This is a genomic window from Kribbella sp. VKM Ac-2566 (genome assembly GCF_004366005.1).
In the GTDB taxonomy this organism is placed as follows: Bacteria; Actinomycetota; Actinomycetes; order Propionibacteriales; family Kribbellaceae; genus Kribbella; species Kribbella pratensis.
This window is the reverse complement of the sequence record NZ_SODT01000008.1, coordinates 1,504,679-1,520,073: the sequence shown is the minus strand read 5'-3', so window position 1 is coordinate 1,520,073 and position 15,395 is coordinate 1,504,679. Positions and strand designations below refer to the sequence as shown.

General features: G+C 67.4%; 16 protein-coding genes. 10 read left to right on the top strand and 6 right to left on the bottom strand.

Annotated features, from left to right (window positions below; all coding sequences use genetic code 11):
- Window positions 1–69: 69 nt before the first annotated feature.
- Window positions 70–696 carry a hypothetical protein gene (locus EV647_RS10195; protein ID WP_134001298.1) on the top strand — a complete coding sequence of 209 codons (627 nt, stop codon included), beginning with the start codon at window positions 70–72 and terminating at the stop codon, window positions 694–696.
- Here the strand turns inward: EV647_RS10195 and EV647_RS10190 are convergent.
- Complete coding sequence (locus tag EV647_RS10190) at window positions 693–1,493, bottom strand: polysaccharide deacetylase family protein (protein WP_202876091.1); 801 nt, start codon at window positions 1,491–1,493, stop codon at window positions 693–695. The genes EV647_RS10195 and EV647_RS10190 overlap by 4 nt on opposite strands.
- A 233-nt stretch (window positions 1,494–1,726) precedes the next feature.
- On the opposite strand from EV647_RS10190, the gene EV647_RS10185 reads away from it, so the two are divergent.
- Window positions 1,727–3,577 carry a bifunctional UDP-sugar hydrolase/5'-nucleotidase gene (locus EV647_RS10185; RefSeq protein WP_134001296.1) on the top strand — a complete coding sequence of 617 codons (1,851 nt, stop codon included), beginning with the start codon at window positions 1,727–1,729 and terminating at the stop codon, window positions 3,575–3,577.
- Window positions 3,578–3,603: 26 nt separating this feature from the next.
- Here EV647_RS10185 and EV647_RS10180 read toward each other — a convergent pair whose 3' ends face one another.
- The gene (locus tag EV647_RS10180) at window positions 3,604–4,575 is read right to left on the bottom strand and encodes a hypothetical protein (RefSeq protein ID WP_134001294.1); all 972 of its coding nucleotides are present in this window, start codon (window positions 4,573–4,575) and stop codon (window positions 3,604–3,606) included.
- A 96-nt stretch (window positions 4,576–4,671) separates the two neighbouring features.
- Here EV647_RS10180 and EV647_RS10175 point away from each other — a divergent pair, with 96 nt between their 5' ends.
- The 4 genes from EV647_RS10175 to EV647_RS10160 all read left to right on the top strand — a co-directional run bounded on the left by EV647_RS10175 (window position 4,672) and on the right by EV647_RS10160 (window position 8,704).
- Window positions 4,672–5,361, top strand: coding sequence for a FadR/GntR family transcriptional regulator (locus EV647_RS10175; protein WP_238177126.1), 690 nt, complete (start codon window positions 4,672–4,674; stop codon window positions 5,359–5,361).
- 59 nt (window positions 5,362–5,420) lie between these two features.
- On the top strand, window positions 5,421–6,149 hold the full coding sequence (locus tag EV647_RS10170; protein WP_238177125.1) for a creatininase family protein: 729 nt from the start codon (window positions 5,421–5,423) through the stop codon (window positions 6,147–6,149).
- A gap of 90 nt (window positions 6,150–6,239) precedes the next feature.
- Window positions 6,240–7,175: a PHB depolymerase family esterase gene (locus EV647_RS10165; protein ID WP_134001290.1), complete on the top strand. Its 936-nt coding sequence runs from the start codon at window positions 6,240–6,242 to the stop codon at window positions 7,173–7,175.
- On the top strand, window positions 7,172–8,704 hold the full coding sequence (locus EV647_RS10160) for an AbgT family transporter (RefSeq protein WP_134001288.1): 1,533 nt from the start codon (window positions 7,172–7,174) through the stop codon (window positions 8,702–8,704). Before EV647_RS10165 ends, EV647_RS10160 begins: the two co-directional genes overlap by 4 nt.
- A 454-nt stretch (window positions 8,705–9,158) precedes the next feature.
- Here EV647_RS10160 and EV647_RS10155 read toward each other — a convergent pair whose 3' ends face one another.
- Both EV647_RS10155 and EV647_RS10150 read right to left on the bottom strand, forming a co-directional pair.
- Window positions 9,159–9,641 (bottom strand): SAM-dependent methyltransferase, encoded by a 483-nt coding sequence (locus EV647_RS10155; RefSeq protein ID WP_134001286.1) that lies wholly within the window; start codon window positions 9,639–9,641, stop codon window positions 9,159–9,161.
- 26 nt (window positions 9,642–9,667) lie between these two features.
- On the bottom strand, window positions 9,668–11,062 hold the full coding sequence (locus tag EV647_RS10150) for a Tat pathway signal protein (RefSeq protein WP_134001284.1): 1,395 nt from the start codon (window positions 11,060–11,062) through the stop codon (window positions 9,668–9,670).
- A 251-nt stretch (window positions 11,063–11,313) separates the two neighbouring features.
- On the opposite strand from EV647_RS10150, the gene EV647_RS10145 reads away from it, so the two are divergent.
- The 4 genes from EV647_RS10145 to EV647_RS10130 are packed head-to-tail and all read left to right on the top strand — an operon-like array spanning window position 11,314 to window position 13,928.
- Window positions 11,314–11,550: a hypothetical protein gene (locus EV647_RS10145; RefSeq protein WP_134001282.1), complete on the top strand. Its 237-nt coding sequence runs from the start codon at window positions 11,314–11,316 to the stop codon at window positions 11,548–11,550.
- A 23-nt stretch (window positions 11,551–11,573) separates the two neighbouring features.
- Window positions 11,574–11,846, top strand: a complete 273-nt coding sequence (locus tag EV647_RS10140) for a hypothetical protein (RefSeq protein WP_134001280.1) — start codon at window positions 11,574–11,576, stop codon at window positions 11,844–11,846.
- A gap of 11 nt (window positions 11,847–11,857) precedes the next feature.
- Window positions 11,858–12,838 (top strand): MvdC/MvdD family ATP grasp protein, encoded by a 981-nt coding sequence (locus tag EV647_RS10135; RefSeq protein ID WP_134001278.1) that lies wholly within the window; start codon window positions 11,858–11,860, stop codon window positions 12,836–12,838.
- A gap of 43 nt (window positions 12,839–12,881) precedes the next feature.
- The gene (locus EV647_RS10130; protein ID WP_238177124.1) at window positions 12,882–13,928 is read left to right on the top strand and encodes a methyltransferase domain-containing protein; all 1,047 of its coding nucleotides are present in this window, start codon (window positions 12,882–12,884) and stop codon (window positions 13,926–13,928) included.
- Window positions 13,929–13,967: 39 nt separating this feature from the next.
- Here EV647_RS10130 and EV647_RS10125 read toward each other — a convergent pair whose 3' ends face one another.
- A complete protein-coding gene (locus EV647_RS10125) occupies window positions 13,968–14,546 on the bottom strand; it encodes an isochorismatase family protein (RefSeq protein ID WP_134001274.1) in 579 nt (192 codons plus the stop codon).
- A gap of 66 nt (window positions 14,547–14,612) precedes the next feature.
- Window positions 14,613–15,392, bottom strand: coding sequence for an SDR family NAD(P)-dependent oxidoreductase (locus EV647_RS10120; RefSeq protein WP_134001272.1), 780 nt, complete (start codon window positions 15,390–15,392; stop codon window positions 14,613–14,615).
- Between the last annotated feature and the right edge of the window lie 3 nt (window positions 15,393–15,395).

The following is a 15,395-nucleotide window of genomic DNA, read 5'->3' as shown; positions in this document are numbered from 1 at the left end:
GTAGCTTCACAGGTTTCAGAGGTCAGTACTTCAGAGGTCAGTACTTCAGAGGTCGGGCCGGAGGTGCAGGTGCCGCCACGGGAGCCGGGGCAGTCGTTGGTGGTCGGGATCGACCGGGACGCTGTGCTGCGCCGGCGTGAGGTGGTGCGGACCGTCGAGCGGCGCGGCGCGTGGGTGACGCTGGCGCTCGGCGCGATCGGGATCGTGGCCGCGATCTACGCGCTGATCGCCTTCCGCGGCTCCGGGATGTGGCCGTTCGCGCTCTTGCTGATCGTGGTGATGATCCCGTTGGAACTCAGCACGGTTCTGGTCTACCGCCTGCAGGCCGAGCGGGTTGAGTGGTACGACGCCAACGAGCTGCCGCCCGTGGCGATGCGGATCTCCGCCAAGGGACTCGAGCTGGCCTGCGATGGCGCTGCGTTCCCCGTCGTGCTGCCCTGGGCAACCGTCCGCGGCTTCACGCAGCACAAGCTGCTCGGGCAGTACATGCTCGACCTGGCCCTGGTCCGCGGCGTCGGCGCTACAACGGCCGGTGTCCGCGGCCTCGACCAGCCGTCGGTCCGCAGCGTCGTGAAGCCGAACCCGCTGCTGCGCCCCACCGGCATGTTCCTGGTCAAGGCCCTCGACCAGCCGGTGCACGTCATCGACGAGGCCATCAAGCACTTCTCCAACGGCGCCGCAGGCATCGCGCGCTAGCAGGGCAGCGCGCGGTACGTGTAGCCGAGCTTGGTGAGTTTGGTCAGGGCTCGGTCGAGGGCTGCGACGGTCTGGGAGCGGTTGCCGCCGCCGTCGTGCACCAGGATGATCGCGCCGGGACGGGCCCCGGCCATGATCGCGTGCTCGATGCTGGCGGCGCCGGGCTTCTCCCAGTCCTTGGTGTCGACGTCCCAGAGCACCTGCCGCTGGTGGTACGACGCGGCGATGGCCTCGATCTTCGCGTTCGTGGCACCGGTCGGCGGCCGCAGGCACTTCGACTTCACGCCGGTGGCGATCTCCTGCCGTACCTTCGCGTCCGGCAGCAGGGTCAGCGTCTTGTGGTCCCAGGTGTGATTGCCGATGGTGTGCCCGGCGGCCCGCTCGGCGGCGATCAGTTCCGGGTACTGCGCCACCTGGATCCCGAGCACGAAGAACGTCGCGTGCGCCTTGTGCTTGCGCAGTAGCTGCAGAACCTTCGGGGTCCACTCGTGCTGAGGGCCGTCGTCGAAGGTCAGGTAGAGCACCTTCCCGTGCGCCGCCAGGTTCCAGTCGTCGGCGGGCGGCTTGGCGACCGGGGGCTTGGCGGGCTGCGCAGGTTGTCTGGGCTGTTTCGTCGACGAAGGTTCGCCCCGCTTGGACGTGACCGTCGTACCCAGCAGTCCGTGGCCGGTCGCCGGGGAGACGGGGGCGGCGGCGGACGTGACGGAGTGGTCGGACGGCGTGGCGGCTTGGGCGAGGACGGCACCGCAAAGGAGGGCGGCGACCAACGGCAGAACTTTGCCGGGCGGCTTGGTCACGGGGCCTTCCGCCCTGGACTGAGGAGCGGAGGGAGCGCAGCGACCGGAGCGACGAGGGAAGGGCGGAAGTTCCAGCCCCGTGACCCGCCGCGCCGGAGGCGTGGCATGAGGGCGGTCATGAGGGGCATCTTCTCGCGTGAGCGGGGCCATGCGTTCGCGGGGTGGGGGTGTGTCGCCCGTATGGTGTGCTTTCGGGCCGGAGATCCCGGTGAGAAGACCTGTAAGGCGGGGCGATGACGGACAGCGGTGAGCGGACGAGCATGACACGACGTACGGTGATCGGCGGCGCGGCGGCGTTGGCCGCGGCCGGTTTCCAGGCGGTCCCGGCGTACGCGGGTGACGACCGCGGCGGGCCCGGGAAGACCGTCCGGCTGACCGTGATGGGCACCACCGACCTGCATGGCAACGTGTTCAACTGGGACTACTTCAAGAACACCGAGTACGACGACAGCGCGCACAACGACATCGGCCTGGCCAAGATCTCCACGCTGGTCAGCGCTGTCCGGGACCGGATCGCCGCGGACCGGCGTGCGCCGCGCCCGCTGCTGCTGGACGCCGGCGACACCATCCAGGGCACGCCGCTGGCGTACTACTTCGCGAAGATCGAGCCCATCACCGGCGGTCACACGCACCCGATGGCGGCCGCGATGAACCGGATCGGGTACGACGCCGCCGCGCTCGGCAATCACGAGTTCAACTACGGCCTCGAGATCCTCCGCAAGTTCCAGCGGCAGCTGCGGTTCCCGCTGCTCGGCGCGAACGCCCAGGACTGGACCACGGGTCTGCCGGTGTTCCCGCCGTACACGCTGAAGCGGGTTCAGGTGCCGGGGGAGAAGCCGATCACGGTCGGCATCCTCGGCCTGACCAACCCGGGCATCGCGATCTGGGACAAGGCGAACGTCGAGAACAAGCTGAAGTTCGGCGGCATCGTCGAGCTCGCGAAGATCTGGGCACCGCGGGTCCGCCAGGCCGGCGCCGACGTCGTGATCGCCTCCGTGCACTCGGGGATGGACCTGTCCTCGTCGTACGGCGACGCGCTGCCGTACCCGGAGAACGCGTCGGTGCTGATGGCCGAGACCGTCCCGGGCATCGACGCCGTCCTGGTCGGCCACGCCCACCTGGAGATCCCCGAGCGGCTCGTCACGAACAAGACGAGCGGCGAGCAGGTGGTGCTCAGCGAGCCGCTGAAGTGGGGCATGCGGCTGTCGCTGTTCGACCTCGACCTGCAGAAGGTCCACGGGCAGTGGAGGGTCGTCGGCCGGCACAGCCAGGTGCTGAACGCGAACACCGTCGACGCCGACCCGGACGTCGTGGCGCTGCTGCAGAAGGACCACGACAAGGTCGTCGAGTACGTGAACTCGAAGATCGGCACGTGCACCGAGGCGATGTCCGCGGCGACCGCGCCGTGGGAGGACACCGCCGCGCTGGACTTCGTGAACTTCATCCAGGCCGACGCGGTCTCGAAGGCCCTCGCCGGTACGCCGCAGGCGTCGCTGCCGGTGCTGGCGATCGCGGCCCCGTTCAACCGGGCGGCCGCGATCCCGGCCGGCGAGGTCTCGATCCGCGACGTCGCCGGGCTTTATGTCTTCGACAACACGCTGCTCGCGGTGACGATGAACGGTACTCAGATCAAGGAGTACCTGGAGTTCTCCGCGCAGTACTTCAAGCAAGTGACCGGCACCGGGCCGTTCGCGTCCGACCAGGTCACCAACGCGCCGACCCCGACCGCGCCGAACGGCACGCCGGACTACAACTACGACATCCTCGGCGGCCTGTCGAAGCCACTGACCTACAAGATCGACATCGCCAAGGCGCCCGGCGCGCGGATCACGGACCTCGCGTACGACGGCACGCCGGTGGCTGCCGACCAGCAGTTCGTTGTCGCGGTCAACAACTACCGCCAGTCCGGCGGCGGCAACTTCCCGCACGTCAAGACCGCCCCGGTCGTCTACAACCGTCAGGTCGAGATTCGCCAGCTGATGATCGACTACGTCATTGCCACCGGCTCCGTAGACCCCAACACCTTCCACACCGGCGACTGGTCGCTCGTCTCCAACGGCTCCCCGATCACCGTCACTCCCTGACCCCGCGCGTCTTCCGCGAGTGGCTGTTACGCCAGCCACTCGCAGAAGCCGCAGCCGACCGAGTCGGCGGCGAGGGGAAAGGCTGAGCGCGGTCGAAGTGATCTCGCGATCTGTTCGGCGCGGGCGTCGTGCCGTCGCTGGGCGTCCGCGCCGCCATAGGTTCCGGCCCGGACGTAGGCCCACTGGCGATCGCCGGCGTGGACGAAGTACTGGGTCTCGCCGTGGGCGCCCTGCCCTTGCCACAGGTTCGGGGCGAGCTCCGTGCAGCCGGTCACCGTTACCGGGCCTTCGACACGGTCGGTGAAGCCGGTGCACGGCGCCTGGTCCGGGGCCGCGTTGCGCACGGTGACAGTGACCTCGGCGATCCGCTGTCCGTTCGCCGGTGGCTCCATCACGTCGTACTCGAACCCGGAGTCCCACGAGCGCACGGTGTAAGGCCAGGTGCCGTCCAGGTCGGTCTGCAGCGGCCGGGCGATGACAGCCTCGATCCGCCGCTGTTCCGACCACACCTTGGAGAGCTTGAAACCGGCCGGGAAGGCGCCGAGGAGTACGACGCCTGCCGCGATCAGAACCGCCACCGGCGACGGTCGCGACCACTGCCGGTGTCCACCGGCGGCCGGCCGGTAGCAGCCCTGGAGAACCGTGCTGACCGAGAACGCGACAGCGGCCAGGAAGAGGAGTGGCTGGCCCCACCCGAGGAGCGATGCCCATGCCGCGGCGAGCAGGACCAGTACTCCGACCGCAGCGCCCACGCCGAAGATCGCGCCGACGTGCAGACGGATTGCGAATACCAGGATCGCGAGCGCCATGACGATCCCGCCGCCGAGAGCGCCGTACGCGACGCCGCCGAGGATTGACAGGCACTCCTCGTCGGGCAGGCAGTTCGCGGACTGGACGCTCGTCGCGATGATGCCGACGACGACGGCCACGCCGAGACCGAGGCCCAGCGCCCAGAACACGATGACGGCGATCGATCTCGCCCAGGTGCGCTCCTTCATGCCAGCAAGTTACGGGCGCGGCCGGTCACCGCGACTGAGCAGAACTACTCGTTCGAGGTCTTGACCGAGCGAAAGGCTAAGTGATTTAGTCAGTTTGTGAGTTATTCAGCTGCTGAGGTGCCGCCCAGTCTGTCGGACCGGTTGACCGAGTCGATCCTCGGGATCATCCGGGACGGTGGGTTGCGGCCCGGTGACGCGATCCCGTCGGCGCGGGAGCTGGCGAAGCGGTTCGCGATCACCACGCCGACGGTGCGGGAGGCGCTGCGGAAGCTCGAGGCCACCGGAGCGGTCGAGTTCCGGCACGGTTCCGGGACGTACGTCGGTCCGACGATCAACAACGTCGTACTGGCCAATCCGCATCGGCCGCCGATCACGAAGGACTCGGTGTTGCAGCTGATCGGTGCGCGCCTGGTGATCGAGCCGGCTGTGGCGGCGCAGTCTGCGGTCTCGCGTCAGCCCGAAAACCTCGAGCGCCTGGAGGCCGCGGTCACGAACGCGCTCGTACCGCCGGGAGGTCCGGCGTTCGCGCTGAACTTCCACGTCGAGCTCGCGGCCGCGTCCGGGAACCCTTTGCTGCAAGAGGTTCTGGCGTCTTTGCTGAAGGTTCGCGTTCGCGAGCAGCAGCAGATCCGCGCGCTGTACGACAACCGCGGACGCGATCACGAGGAGCACCAGGCGATCGTCGACGCGGTCCGCGCCCAGGACGCCGTACGCGCCGAGCAACTGACCCGTTCACATCTGGACAACATCCGCCAGGCCGTCGAGGCCGCCCCGGAGTTCTCATGACCGTCTTTCCGGAAACAGATCGTCACCAGGCGACGGAAAAGTTCCGGAAACTGGCGGCGATGACGACCGACGACGCGCTGGAGGCGGTCCGTACGGCGCCGCTCGTGATCATCCCGGTCGGGGCGCAGGAGCAGCACGGCGGCGGGATGGCGATGTCCACCGACACCGTCCGCGCCGTCGGCGTCGCCGAGCGCGTCGCGGAACGGCTGGCCGGGCGCGCGGTGATCGCCCCGGCCGTCCCGTACGGCGTGTCGCCGCACCACATGGCGTTCGCCGGGACGATGACGTTGTCACCGGCAACGTTCATGCAAGTTCTCCGGGATCTGGTGTCCAGCCTGCACGAGCACGGCTGGCGGCAGTTCCTGGTGATCACCGGGCACGGAGGGAACAACGCCGCCCTGTCCGTGCTCGCGCAGGAGTACGTTCGCAGCGAGCTCACGTTCGCGTGGACCCCGCTCACGTCCGTCGTTTCGGACCTGATCACAGGAGTCAGCGAGGTGCACGGTCACGCCGGCGAGGCGGAGACCGCGCAGATGCTGTACCTGGCACCGGACCTGGTCCAGGCCGACCGCCTGGAGCCCGGCGCCACGTCGCTCGACGACCTGACCACCACGGCCCGGCTCTCCCGGCAGTCGCGCGGACCGCGGCTGTCCGTCGGGTTCGACACGTACCACAAGCGTGGCGTGCTGGGTGATCCCCGCCGCGCCACAGCCGAGGACGGCCGGCTCCTCGTGGAGACCGCCGCCGACCGGATCGCCGCCTTCGCCGACGAGTTGCTGTCGGCCTGACGCTGCACCACGAACACTGGACCTTCGCTCAGGGAGGTCCAGGCGCGAGCCTGCCCGCCTGCAGGCCGCATGCCCCCGAGGAGGCCCCTGATGAACCTCGCACTGCCCAAAATCCCCCGTCGTACCGCCCGCCGGGTCGGTGCGCTGCTTGGAGCGGCGGCTCTGGTGACCGCCGCCACCACGTTGCCCACGGCAACGGCAGCCGGTGCTCATAGTGCCGGTTGCGGCAAGCAGGCCGCCCCGAGCGGTGACTACACCGTCACCAGCGGCGGCCTCACGCGCACCTATCGCCTGCACGTCCCGGACAACTACCAGAGCTCCAAGGCCCAGCGGCTGATCCTCGTCTACCACGGCCGCGGCAAGACCGGCGCCCAGACCGAGGCGTTCTCCGACCTGTCGAAGCTCGACGCGATCGTTGCCTACCCCAACGGCGTGATCGGCGACGAGAACAAGCAGGCCTGGCAAGGCGCGCCGTACTCTGCCGACGGTGTCGACGACGTGCAGTTCACCGAGGACCTGCTCGACCAGCTGGAGGCGTCGTACTGCGTCGACACGGACACCGTCTACGCCACCGGCAAGTCCAATGGCGCCGGTTTCACTGGGATCCTCGCCTGCCGGCTCGCCGACCGGATCGCGGCGATCGCCCCGGTCTCGGGCGCGTTCTACATCGAGGGCACGCACTGCGCGCCGAGCCGCCCGGTCCCGGTGCTCGACATCCACGGCACCGGCGACACCACGATCCCGTACGGCGGAGACGGTGAGCGCGACCTGCCCGACGTACAGACGTGGGTCAGGGACTGGACGGTCCGCGACCACTGCGACCCGGACCCGAAGACTTCGCAGCTCGGGGACGACGTCCTGAAGTTCACGTACAAGGGCTGCAAGGCGGACGTCGTACACGTCGCGGTCACCGACGGCGGGCACAGCTGGCCGGGATCGGATGCGACGTCCGGTCCGGGCTACGTGACGCAGACGTTCGAAGCGCACGAGTTGATCGGCGCGTTCTTCAAGGCGCACACGTTATGAGTACGGCGACCGACACGAGGGAGCTGCCGCGCCTGGTGAGGGCGATGGCGGTGATCGAGCGGATCGGGAACGCGCTGCCGCACCCGTTCTGGCTGTTCTGGATCCTGTCGGCGATCTTGGCCGTGGTGAGCGCGATCCTGTCCGCGCTGGACGTCTCGGTGCTCTCGCCGAAGGACGGCAAGGAGGTCGCCGTACAGAACCTGCTGTCCGGCGACGGACTGCAGATGGCGGTGTCGACGGCGATCTCGAACTTCGCCGAGTTCCCGCCGATGGCCACGATCGTGGTCGTGATCATGGGCGTCGCGCTGGCCGAGCGGACCGGGTTCCTGCAGGTGCTGATGCGGGCCAGCGTGTCCCGGGTGCCGCAGTCGATGGTGGTGTTCGCGGTCGCGTTCGCCGGCACGATGGCGCATGTCGCGTCGGCCGCGGCGTACATCATCCTGGTGCCGCTCGGCGGGCTCGCGTTCCGCGCGGTCGGCCGGTCACCGATCCTGGGCATCGTGGTCGCGTACACCGCGATCGCCTCCGGGTACGACGCCAGCCCGATCCCGACCCCGAACGACGCGATCTTCGCCGGCATCACCACGGCCGCCGCTCGCACGGTGAACCCGGACGCGCACGTCTCGGTGTTGTCGAACTGGTTCTTCAACATCGCGTCGTCGGTACTGCTCGCTCTGGTGATCACGCTGGTCACCCGATTGGTGCTGAGCAAACGGACCGACCTCGACGCCGATCCGGACGCGCCTGGCGACGACGCGGACCAACTGGCGGTGTCGGTTGCCGAGCGCAAGGGTCTGCGCCGGGCCGGGATCGTGTTCCTGGTCGCGGCTTTCGCGATCGTCGCAGTCCTGGTGCCGCACGGATCCCCGTTGCGCGGCAAGGACGGCAGCATCGTCGACTCGCCGTTCCTGGACGGCATCGCGATGGTGGTCGCCGTACTCTTCGGCCTCGTCGGCATCACGTACGGCGTGACAGTGAAGGCGATCGAGCGAGCGGCCGACGTACCTAAGCTGATGGCCGAAGGCATCAAACAGATGGCGCCGGTGCTGGTGCTGTTCTTCGCGATCGCGCAGTTCCTCGCGTACTTCGACTGGAGCAACCTCGGCGACCTGCTGTCCGCGGAGTCGGCCCGGGTACTCGGTGACCTCGGCGCGCCGAAGGTGGTGATCTTCCTCGGCATCCTCGCGCTGCTGACGGTGATCAACATCCTGGTGACGAGCGGCTCCGCGATGTGGTCCCTGACCGCACCGATCCTGGTACCGATGATGCTGCTCCTGAGCGTCCCCGCCGAGACCACCCAGGCCCTGTTCCGAATCGCCGACTCAGGCTCGACGGCGATCACGCCCATGAGCCCATACTTCGTAATGGCCCTCGGCTTCCTCCAGCACTACCGCAAAAACGCAGGCGTGGGCACGCTAGCGTCGTACACAGTCCCACTAGCAATCTCAATGACAATCGCCTGGACCCTCCTGTTCCTCGCCTGGTGGGCCCTAGGAATCCCACTAGGCCCAGGAGCGCCGGTGAGGTGAGGAACTGGATGGTGAGGTGGGGATGAATTCAGCCCCACGCGGTGCTACGCACGGCTCCTCCGTCGCCGCACTACGCGCCGCCCCACCCACCCCCGGCTAGCGCCGGTGCATTAGTTGCCGGCTACCGCCGGCGAGTTGCGGCTATCGCCGCACGCGACCACCCCGCCATCTCGCCAACATGTGCTGGCAAACCGACTCGACCGGACTCCGGCGACCAATCCCAACACTCGATGCGTCGTCGGCCGAACGCTGCCCGATCTCCTCCAAACAGCTGAGCCCCAGCCGAGTCACGCCGATCGGCTGGGGGCACTGTTCCAGCCAAATTGATCGTGACGGTGTCGCGCTCAAACGCCTGCCCGATGTGAGGGCGGAACCATCGCCTGGTCGGCCTGTTCGCGGGCTGCCGACCTGGGGCGCGATCAAACCCCCCGCGGACGACGTGCAACGGCGCGTATCAGCTGTGGGGTGCGAAGTAGTTCGTGAGCATTTCGGTCGGCCAGGTGGGTTGGTGGACAGGGCCGCGGGGGCCGAAGTCGGTGAACCAGGGTTTGATGTCGAGGACTGGGGTGCCGTCCACGGCGTCGAGGTCTTCGACGTGGAGGTCCAGGCCGTCGACTTTGAGGAGGCGGCAGCGGGAGACACCTAGCCAGTTGAGGCGGCGCATGTTGCGATGGGCGAAGACGCCTGCCTCTGGCCAGTCGGGGTTGTTGCGGGCTGACCGGGCGCCGAGGTGGAGGTCCGACTGATCGGTCAGGTGGAAGTGGAAGACGACCTCGATGTGGGAGAAGTCTTCGAGGCCTTTGGTGGAGTCGGGACCGAGTCGCGGGTCGTCGATGCGGATGATTGCCTGGGTGCCGCCCCAGTAGTCGTCGGTGGGTTCGACTCTGCCGCCGATGACGTGGGCGACGGGGTGGAGTGTGATCGACTGGTCGGTCATCGTTTCCCCTTGCTGGTAAGGCGCCGTCAGCGGTCGACCGCGGCGAGGTATCTGGCTGCTCGATTGTCGAGTTCGGCGACTGAGCGGATGCCTTTGGCCCGGTAGACGGAAAGGCTTGCGCGCATGTCGCGGACGGCTTGGCGAGCTCGTCCGGAGTGAATTCCGTCCATCGCGTCGAGAGCTCCCGACCAGGTGCCGCATGCCTCTTCGATGGCTCCGCTACGAGCTTGTACGGCACCTAGGTAGCCGAGGGTTACTGCATGAGTCCGGGTGAAGGTCGCGGTCTTGCGAGTGCGAACGCTCCGCTCGAACTCCTTGGTCGCGCCCGTGAGGTCACCCATGTCGCGCAGGGTGCAGGCGGTTTCGTGGGCCAGGCTGGCTTCGCCGAAGAAGAACACACGGCCTGGCTCGTCATTACCGACAGATGCAGCCGCCAGGTCTGTCTCGGCTCGAAGGAGTGCTTGGCTGGCGGCGGCTCGTTGTCCGTCGACGGCGAGTGCTCGTGCGTGGACGACTCCGATCAGCGAGCGTTCGCGAGGACTTGCCTCGCCGTAGCGCTTTCCGTCCAGCGAGGCCTCGGCGATCCGGACGGCCTGTCGGTGGTGCCCGAGGTCGACAGCCTGGTGAGCCATCGCCCGGAGGATGTGTGCGGCGAGCGGCGCGTCGTCGGCCTCTGCTGCCAGCTTTACCGCGACGCCGAAGTACTGCTGCGCAATTGCATGCTCCGAGTTGTCGAATGCCATCCACCCCACGAGATAGGCAAGTTCGCCGGCCGTGGAGAACATGCCTCGGCGTACGGCGTCATCGGCGTAGGAAGCGCGCAGATATCCAGCAACGTCGGAGGACAGGTACTGAACGACGGCTGCGCGGGCATGCCCGCCGCCTCGGCGCTGGTCGATGCGTGTGAACAGCTGAACGGTCTCTCGTACGGCGTCCAGATCGCCTCGGCCGACCAAACGTCCGCCGACGGCCTTGCGATGGCCGGCGGCTCGGTCGCGAAGGTGGTCCCACCATGCCTGATCCGGCAGCGCCAGCGCGGCGACCGAGTAGCCGGCAGCCCGCAGTACGGCCCTGCGCTCGACATCCAAGGTGCTTCTCCCGAGATCGACCAGCGCCGTCAGAGTATCGGTATTCCAGTCGATCGCTGGTGCGGAGGCCGCCGCTGTGAGACCGATCTCATCGGCGGTGACGATTCGTCCGAGCCGCCGTGACAGCGTCTCGATGAGGATGTCGGGCGCGGCACCGGATGGTCTGGAGCCGGCGACCCAATGCGAGACGTGCGATCGACCGATGCCTGCGCTGTCCTCAGATCGCCGCTCGGCAGCGACGCGTCCGAAGGCGAGAGCGAGTTGGGCATGTGACCAACCCGCCTCGGCGATCACTGCCGCGAGCTTCACGTTGCGTTGCCGAGTCTTTGACACGACAGATGCCTCCCCTCGGTGAGCAGCCGATCGAGCCTGCCGTTCACTGCTTTCACCACACGGAACCGTTGCTGCAGGTACCAACTCACCGTAACCGATGGTTCGCTCGATGTGTCGGGAAATCCCGGCGCTCGGTGACAGAACGGAATGAGAGCTGTCGTGAACGCACAGATGCGGATCCTCGCGGTGGTTGCTGCGGTTTTGGCCGTGGCGATGGTGATCGACGTGCTGCGCGATCTGCGAGGCTGTCGATGACCACTCTGGAGCGACGCCTGGTGCAGGTCTGGTTCGGCAGCCACGTGATTGCCACGTACGTCGCCCAGCGGCCACTCGCTGACCAGTACGCCGCCGCGATGAGCCGCCGATTCACCGGGCTGCGCATCACCAACGAGCCGCTACCGCCATCGGCTGCCGGCGATCCGCATAACGTCCCCGATCATCCACCGATTCCGCCCGAGCAGCGGCTCTGGCCATTGACCGTCTTCTGATCCTCACCTCATAGGAGAACACCATGTGGCAAGACCATGATCGCTTTCCCCTCAGCAACGCTCGGACCGTCGATGGCGGTGGATCCGTCCGAGCGTTCGGGCTGCGGTTCGTCGACTATTCGCCGGGTCGACCCCGCTTCGTTCGCCCGAGAGTGACGCTCTGCCCGGAGCGACAGGTCGGCCTGGTCGATGGACGGCCGGCAATCGACGTGATGCCGGTCGCGGCCTCTATGACCCAGACTGAGTCCGACGGCAAAGATGTGCTCACCGTCGACTGGGCAGTCGACGACAAGTAGAGGAACCCGACATGCCCCAACCAGCCCGGATCCTCGTCCTCACCCATGAGGACGACCCCACAGCCGATGTCGTTCTGCATGAGCTGAATGCGCGAGGGACCTCGTTTGTGCGCTGCGATCCGGGAGACTTTCCAGCGTTCGGTCTTCGTCTCACGGCGAGACTCGATCCGGGCGGGGCAGGCTGGGACGGACGGCTGATCGGTGCGCCTCGCGAGATCGATCTGACTGCGCTCCGAGCTGTGTACTACCGGCGACCATCGGAGTTCCGTCTTCCGGGAGGCGGAACTCCTAGCGAAGAGGCTTTCGCCCGCACTCAGGCCAGGCATGGGTTCTCGGGAATTCTCAACGGCCTGCCCGAAGTGATGTGGCTCAACCATCCAGCAGCCATGGCGGACGCACGGGTCAAACCGCACCAGCTTGCTGTCGCCACACGCTGTGGTCTGCAGGTACCGGCGACGCTCATCACCAATGAGCCGACGGCGGTCGGTGACTTCGCGCGATCAGTGGGCGGACGGATCATCACCAAGTCGTTGGCCACCATGGTGACCGTCGACGACGACCACGGGAGCGGCGTCCTGTACACGGCTGAGGTTGCCGAGGACCTCTGGTCGGATCCGGGAATCTCGGCGACTGCGCATCTGTTCCAGGAACTCGTTCCGGGCATCGAGGTTCGGATGACCGTCGTCGCCGGCCAGTTCTTCGCCGCCGAGATTCATCCCACCGACCCCGAAGGACCGATCGATATCAGGGCCCACCATGAGCAAGTCAGCTATCGGGTTGTCGACGTGCCTGCGGACGTACGGCGGTCTGTTCTCGATCTGCTCCGGGAACTTCGGCTGACTTTCGCAGCTCTTGACTTTCGAATCGTTCCAGGGCGTGGCTGGGTGTTTCTCGAAGCCAATCCCAACGGACAATGGGCCTTCATCCCCGAGCTTCGGGCCCCTATCGCCGACGCGATCACCGACCTCTTGGAGACCAATGCCGATGAGTAGGCCGACATCGAACGATGGCCGCGCCGCCGAGTACCTGGACAGGATGGTTGGCGGCCTCGTGTCGAGCGGTGCGCTGGTCGATCCGCGCTGGCAGGCAGCGTTCAGGGCGGTGCCTCGCCATGTGTTCGTGCCGCTCTTCTATCGCAACGACCAACAGGGCAGCACGGTTGTTGATCCTGCCTTCGGCGATGAGTGGCTGGACGGCGTCTACTCGGATGTGCACCTCGTCACGACCGAGGACGTCCGTTCATCCTCGACGGCGCCGAGCCTGATGGCGCGGATGCTCGAGGCACTCGATCTGAAGGGTGGCGAGAAGGTCCTCGAGATCGGAACGGGCACCGGCTACAACACGGCCCTCCTATCGGAGCGGCTCGGCGCGGACCACGTGACCAGTGTCGACATCGATCCCGACCTGATCGCTCAGGCGCAGGAACGGTTGAACCTCGCCGGGTATGCCCCTCTTGTCGTAGCTGCCGATGGAACCGGTGGCTACCCGGGTGCTGGGCCGTACGACGCGGTCATCGCAACCTGCCGGCTCGACTACATCCCAGCAGCGTGGTTGAGTCAGCTCCGCCCAGATGGAGTCATCGTGACTCCACTAGGTGCAGGCATCGCAGTACTCCGGAAAACTTCAACCAACGATGCAGCAGGTGCCTTTCTGCCCGCTTCGGCCTATTTCATGCCGCTGCGTCATCAACCTGAGCCCGCGCTCATCGGAGACCTGATCAAGCTTGCCTTGGACAGTTCCGGCGCCACTCGCCCCTACCGCTTCGACGCCTCGATCTACACCGACAATGAAGCCCGGTTCTGGCTGGACCTGACCAACCCCGAGGTCCGTACCGCAACAGTGGACGGCGTCCCATTGTTCTTCCGCGCCGATGGCTCCTGGGCTCGCCTAACCAGCAACCAGGTAACCCAAGGCGGCCCCATCGACCTCTGGGACGCCGTCGAAACCGCCCACGCCACGTGGCTGACGGCGGGCCGCCCACCCCGCGAGCGCTATCGCCTGACGGTCACCAACACCTCCCAAGCCGTCTTCCTCACCGACCAGCCCACCTCAACCCACCACCTCAAACCGCCGCTCGAGTAAACGCGAGGACGTAGCGCGTCCTTTGTCCGTTCAGCGCGGTTAGGTGAGGGATACGCCGGCGGTGCGGAGGTCTGTTAGGGCTTGTTGGGTGGTGGGTTCGGCTACGCCGGCGGTGAGGGCGGTGAGGACTGTGGTGGTGAAGCCTTCCTTGCGGGCGTCTAGGGCGGTGGCTCGGACGCAGTAGTCGGTGGCGATGCCGCAGATGTCGACTTCGGTGACGCCCTTGCCGCGTAGCCAGTCGGCGAGGGTTTGACCGCCTTCGTGGGACTTGCCTTCGAAGCCGGAGTAGGCGGCCGCGTACTCGCCCTTGTCGAAGATTGCGTCGAAGGGCTGCGGGTCCAGGTTCGGGTGGAAGCTGACGCCGTCGGTGCCGGCTACGCAGTGCCGCGGCCAGGAGTGGACGAAGTCGGGTTCCTTGGAGAAGTGGTCACCCGGGTCGATGTGGTGGTCCCGGGTGGCCACGACGTACGCGTACTGCCGGTCGTCCGGCTCCGCCTCGTGCCATTTGTGCAGCAGCTCCCCGATCCGGAACGCGACGTCGGCGCCGCCGGGGACGGGCAGGCTTCCGCCCTCGCAGAAGTCGTTCTGCACATCAACCACGATCAGTGCCCGGGCCATCGCGACGCTCCTTCTCCGGAGTACTCCTGAGCCCACCGTACAAGCGCCGACGCCGTCAGTGCTGCATTACGCAGGGATCAGATCGCCGCCGGTGACGTGCAGCAACTGGCCCTGGATCGCCTTGGTGCGGGGCGAGGTCAGGAACAGGATCGCGTCGGCGAGCTCGGACGCGTCGGGGAGGTGCCGGGCGGTGAATCCGGCCGCGATCCGGTCCAGCGCCTGGCGGGGGATGACCCGGTGCGCGCCGTTCTCCAGCGTGATGCCGGGGAGTACGACGTTGACCAGTACGCCGTCCGCGCCCAGATCGTGCTGCAGGCTCGCCGCCAGGCCGTGCAGTCCCGCCTTCGCCGCGCCGTACGCCCAGGAACCGCGCATGCCGCGCTCGGCGAGGTCCGTCGAGATCAGCACCAGGCGGCCGTGCTCGGAGGCGCGGAGCGCCGGTGCGACCTGCTGGACGAGGTGGTAGTTCCCCTCGAGGTTGGCCCGGATGATCTCGGTCCACCACTCGATCCGGGAGTCCTCGATCCGCTCCGGCCGGTCGTCGTACCCGAGCGTTCCCCAGCTGACCGAGTTCGCGACCACGGCGTCCAGCCCGCCCCAGTGCTCCACCGTCGATGCGACGGCGGCGGCGATCGTGCCCGGCGCACCGAGATCCAGCTGGACGACGTACGCCGTACCACCGGCCGCCTCGATCTCCTCCGCAACCGCCTCGGCCGCATCCTTCTGCGAGTTGTAGGTGATCGCGACCCGGGCCCCTTCCCGCCCGTACGCGATCGCGGTAGCCCGCCCGATGCCCGACGACCCGCCCGTCACCAGCACCGCGGCATCCTTCAAACCCAGGTCCATGAC

Excerpts from the sequence above, each read along its gene's own strand:
- EV647_RS10185 (WP_134001296.1), top strand. The coding sequence starts at position 1,727 with ATGACGGACAGCGGTGAGCGGACGAGCATGACACGACGTACGGTGATC.
- EV647_RS10180 (WP_134001294.1), bottom strand. The coding sequence starts at position 4,575 with ATGAAGGAGCGCACCTGGGCGAGATCGATCGCCGTCATCGTGTTCTGG.
- EV647_RS10170 (WP_238177125.1), top strand. The coding sequence starts at position 5,421 with ATGACGACCGACGACGCGCTGGAGGCGGTCCGTACGGCGCCGCTCGTG.
- EV647_RS10165 (WP_134001290.1), top strand. The coding sequence starts at position 6,240 with ATGAACCTCGCACTGCCCAAAATCCCCCGTCGTACCGCCCGCCGGGTC.
- EV647_RS10160 (WP_134001288.1), top strand. The coding sequence starts at position 7,172 with ATGAGTACGGCGACCGACACGAGGGAGCTGCCGCGCCTGGTGAGGGCG.
- EV647_RS10155 (WP_134001286.1), bottom strand. The coding sequence starts at position 9,641 with ATGACCGACCAGTCGATCACACTCCACCCCGTCGCCCACGTCATCGGC.
- EV647_RS10145 (WP_134001282.1), top strand. The coding sequence starts at position 11,314 with ATGACCACTCTGGAGCGACGCCTGGTGCAGGTCTGGTTCGGCAGCCAC.
- EV647_RS10140 (WP_134001280.1), top strand. The coding sequence starts at position 11,574 with ATGTGGCAAGACCATGATCGCTTTCCCCTCAGCAACGCTCGGACCGTC.
- EV647_RS10135 (WP_134001278.1), top strand. The coding sequence starts at position 11,858 with ATGCCCCAACCAGCCCGGATCCTCGTCCTCACCCATGAGGACGACCCC.
- EV647_RS10130 (WP_238177124.1), top strand. The coding sequence starts at position 12,882 with ATGGTTGGCGGCCTCGTGTCGAGCGGTGCGCTGGTCGATCCGCGCTGG.
- EV647_RS10125 (WP_134001274.1), bottom strand. The coding sequence starts at position 14,546 with ATGGCCCGGGCACTGATCGTGGTTGATGTGCAGAACGACTTCTGCGAG.
- EV647_RS10120 (WP_134001272.1), bottom strand. The coding sequence starts at position 15,392 with ATGGACCTGGGTTTGAAGGATGCCGCGGTGCTGGTGACGGGCGGGTCG.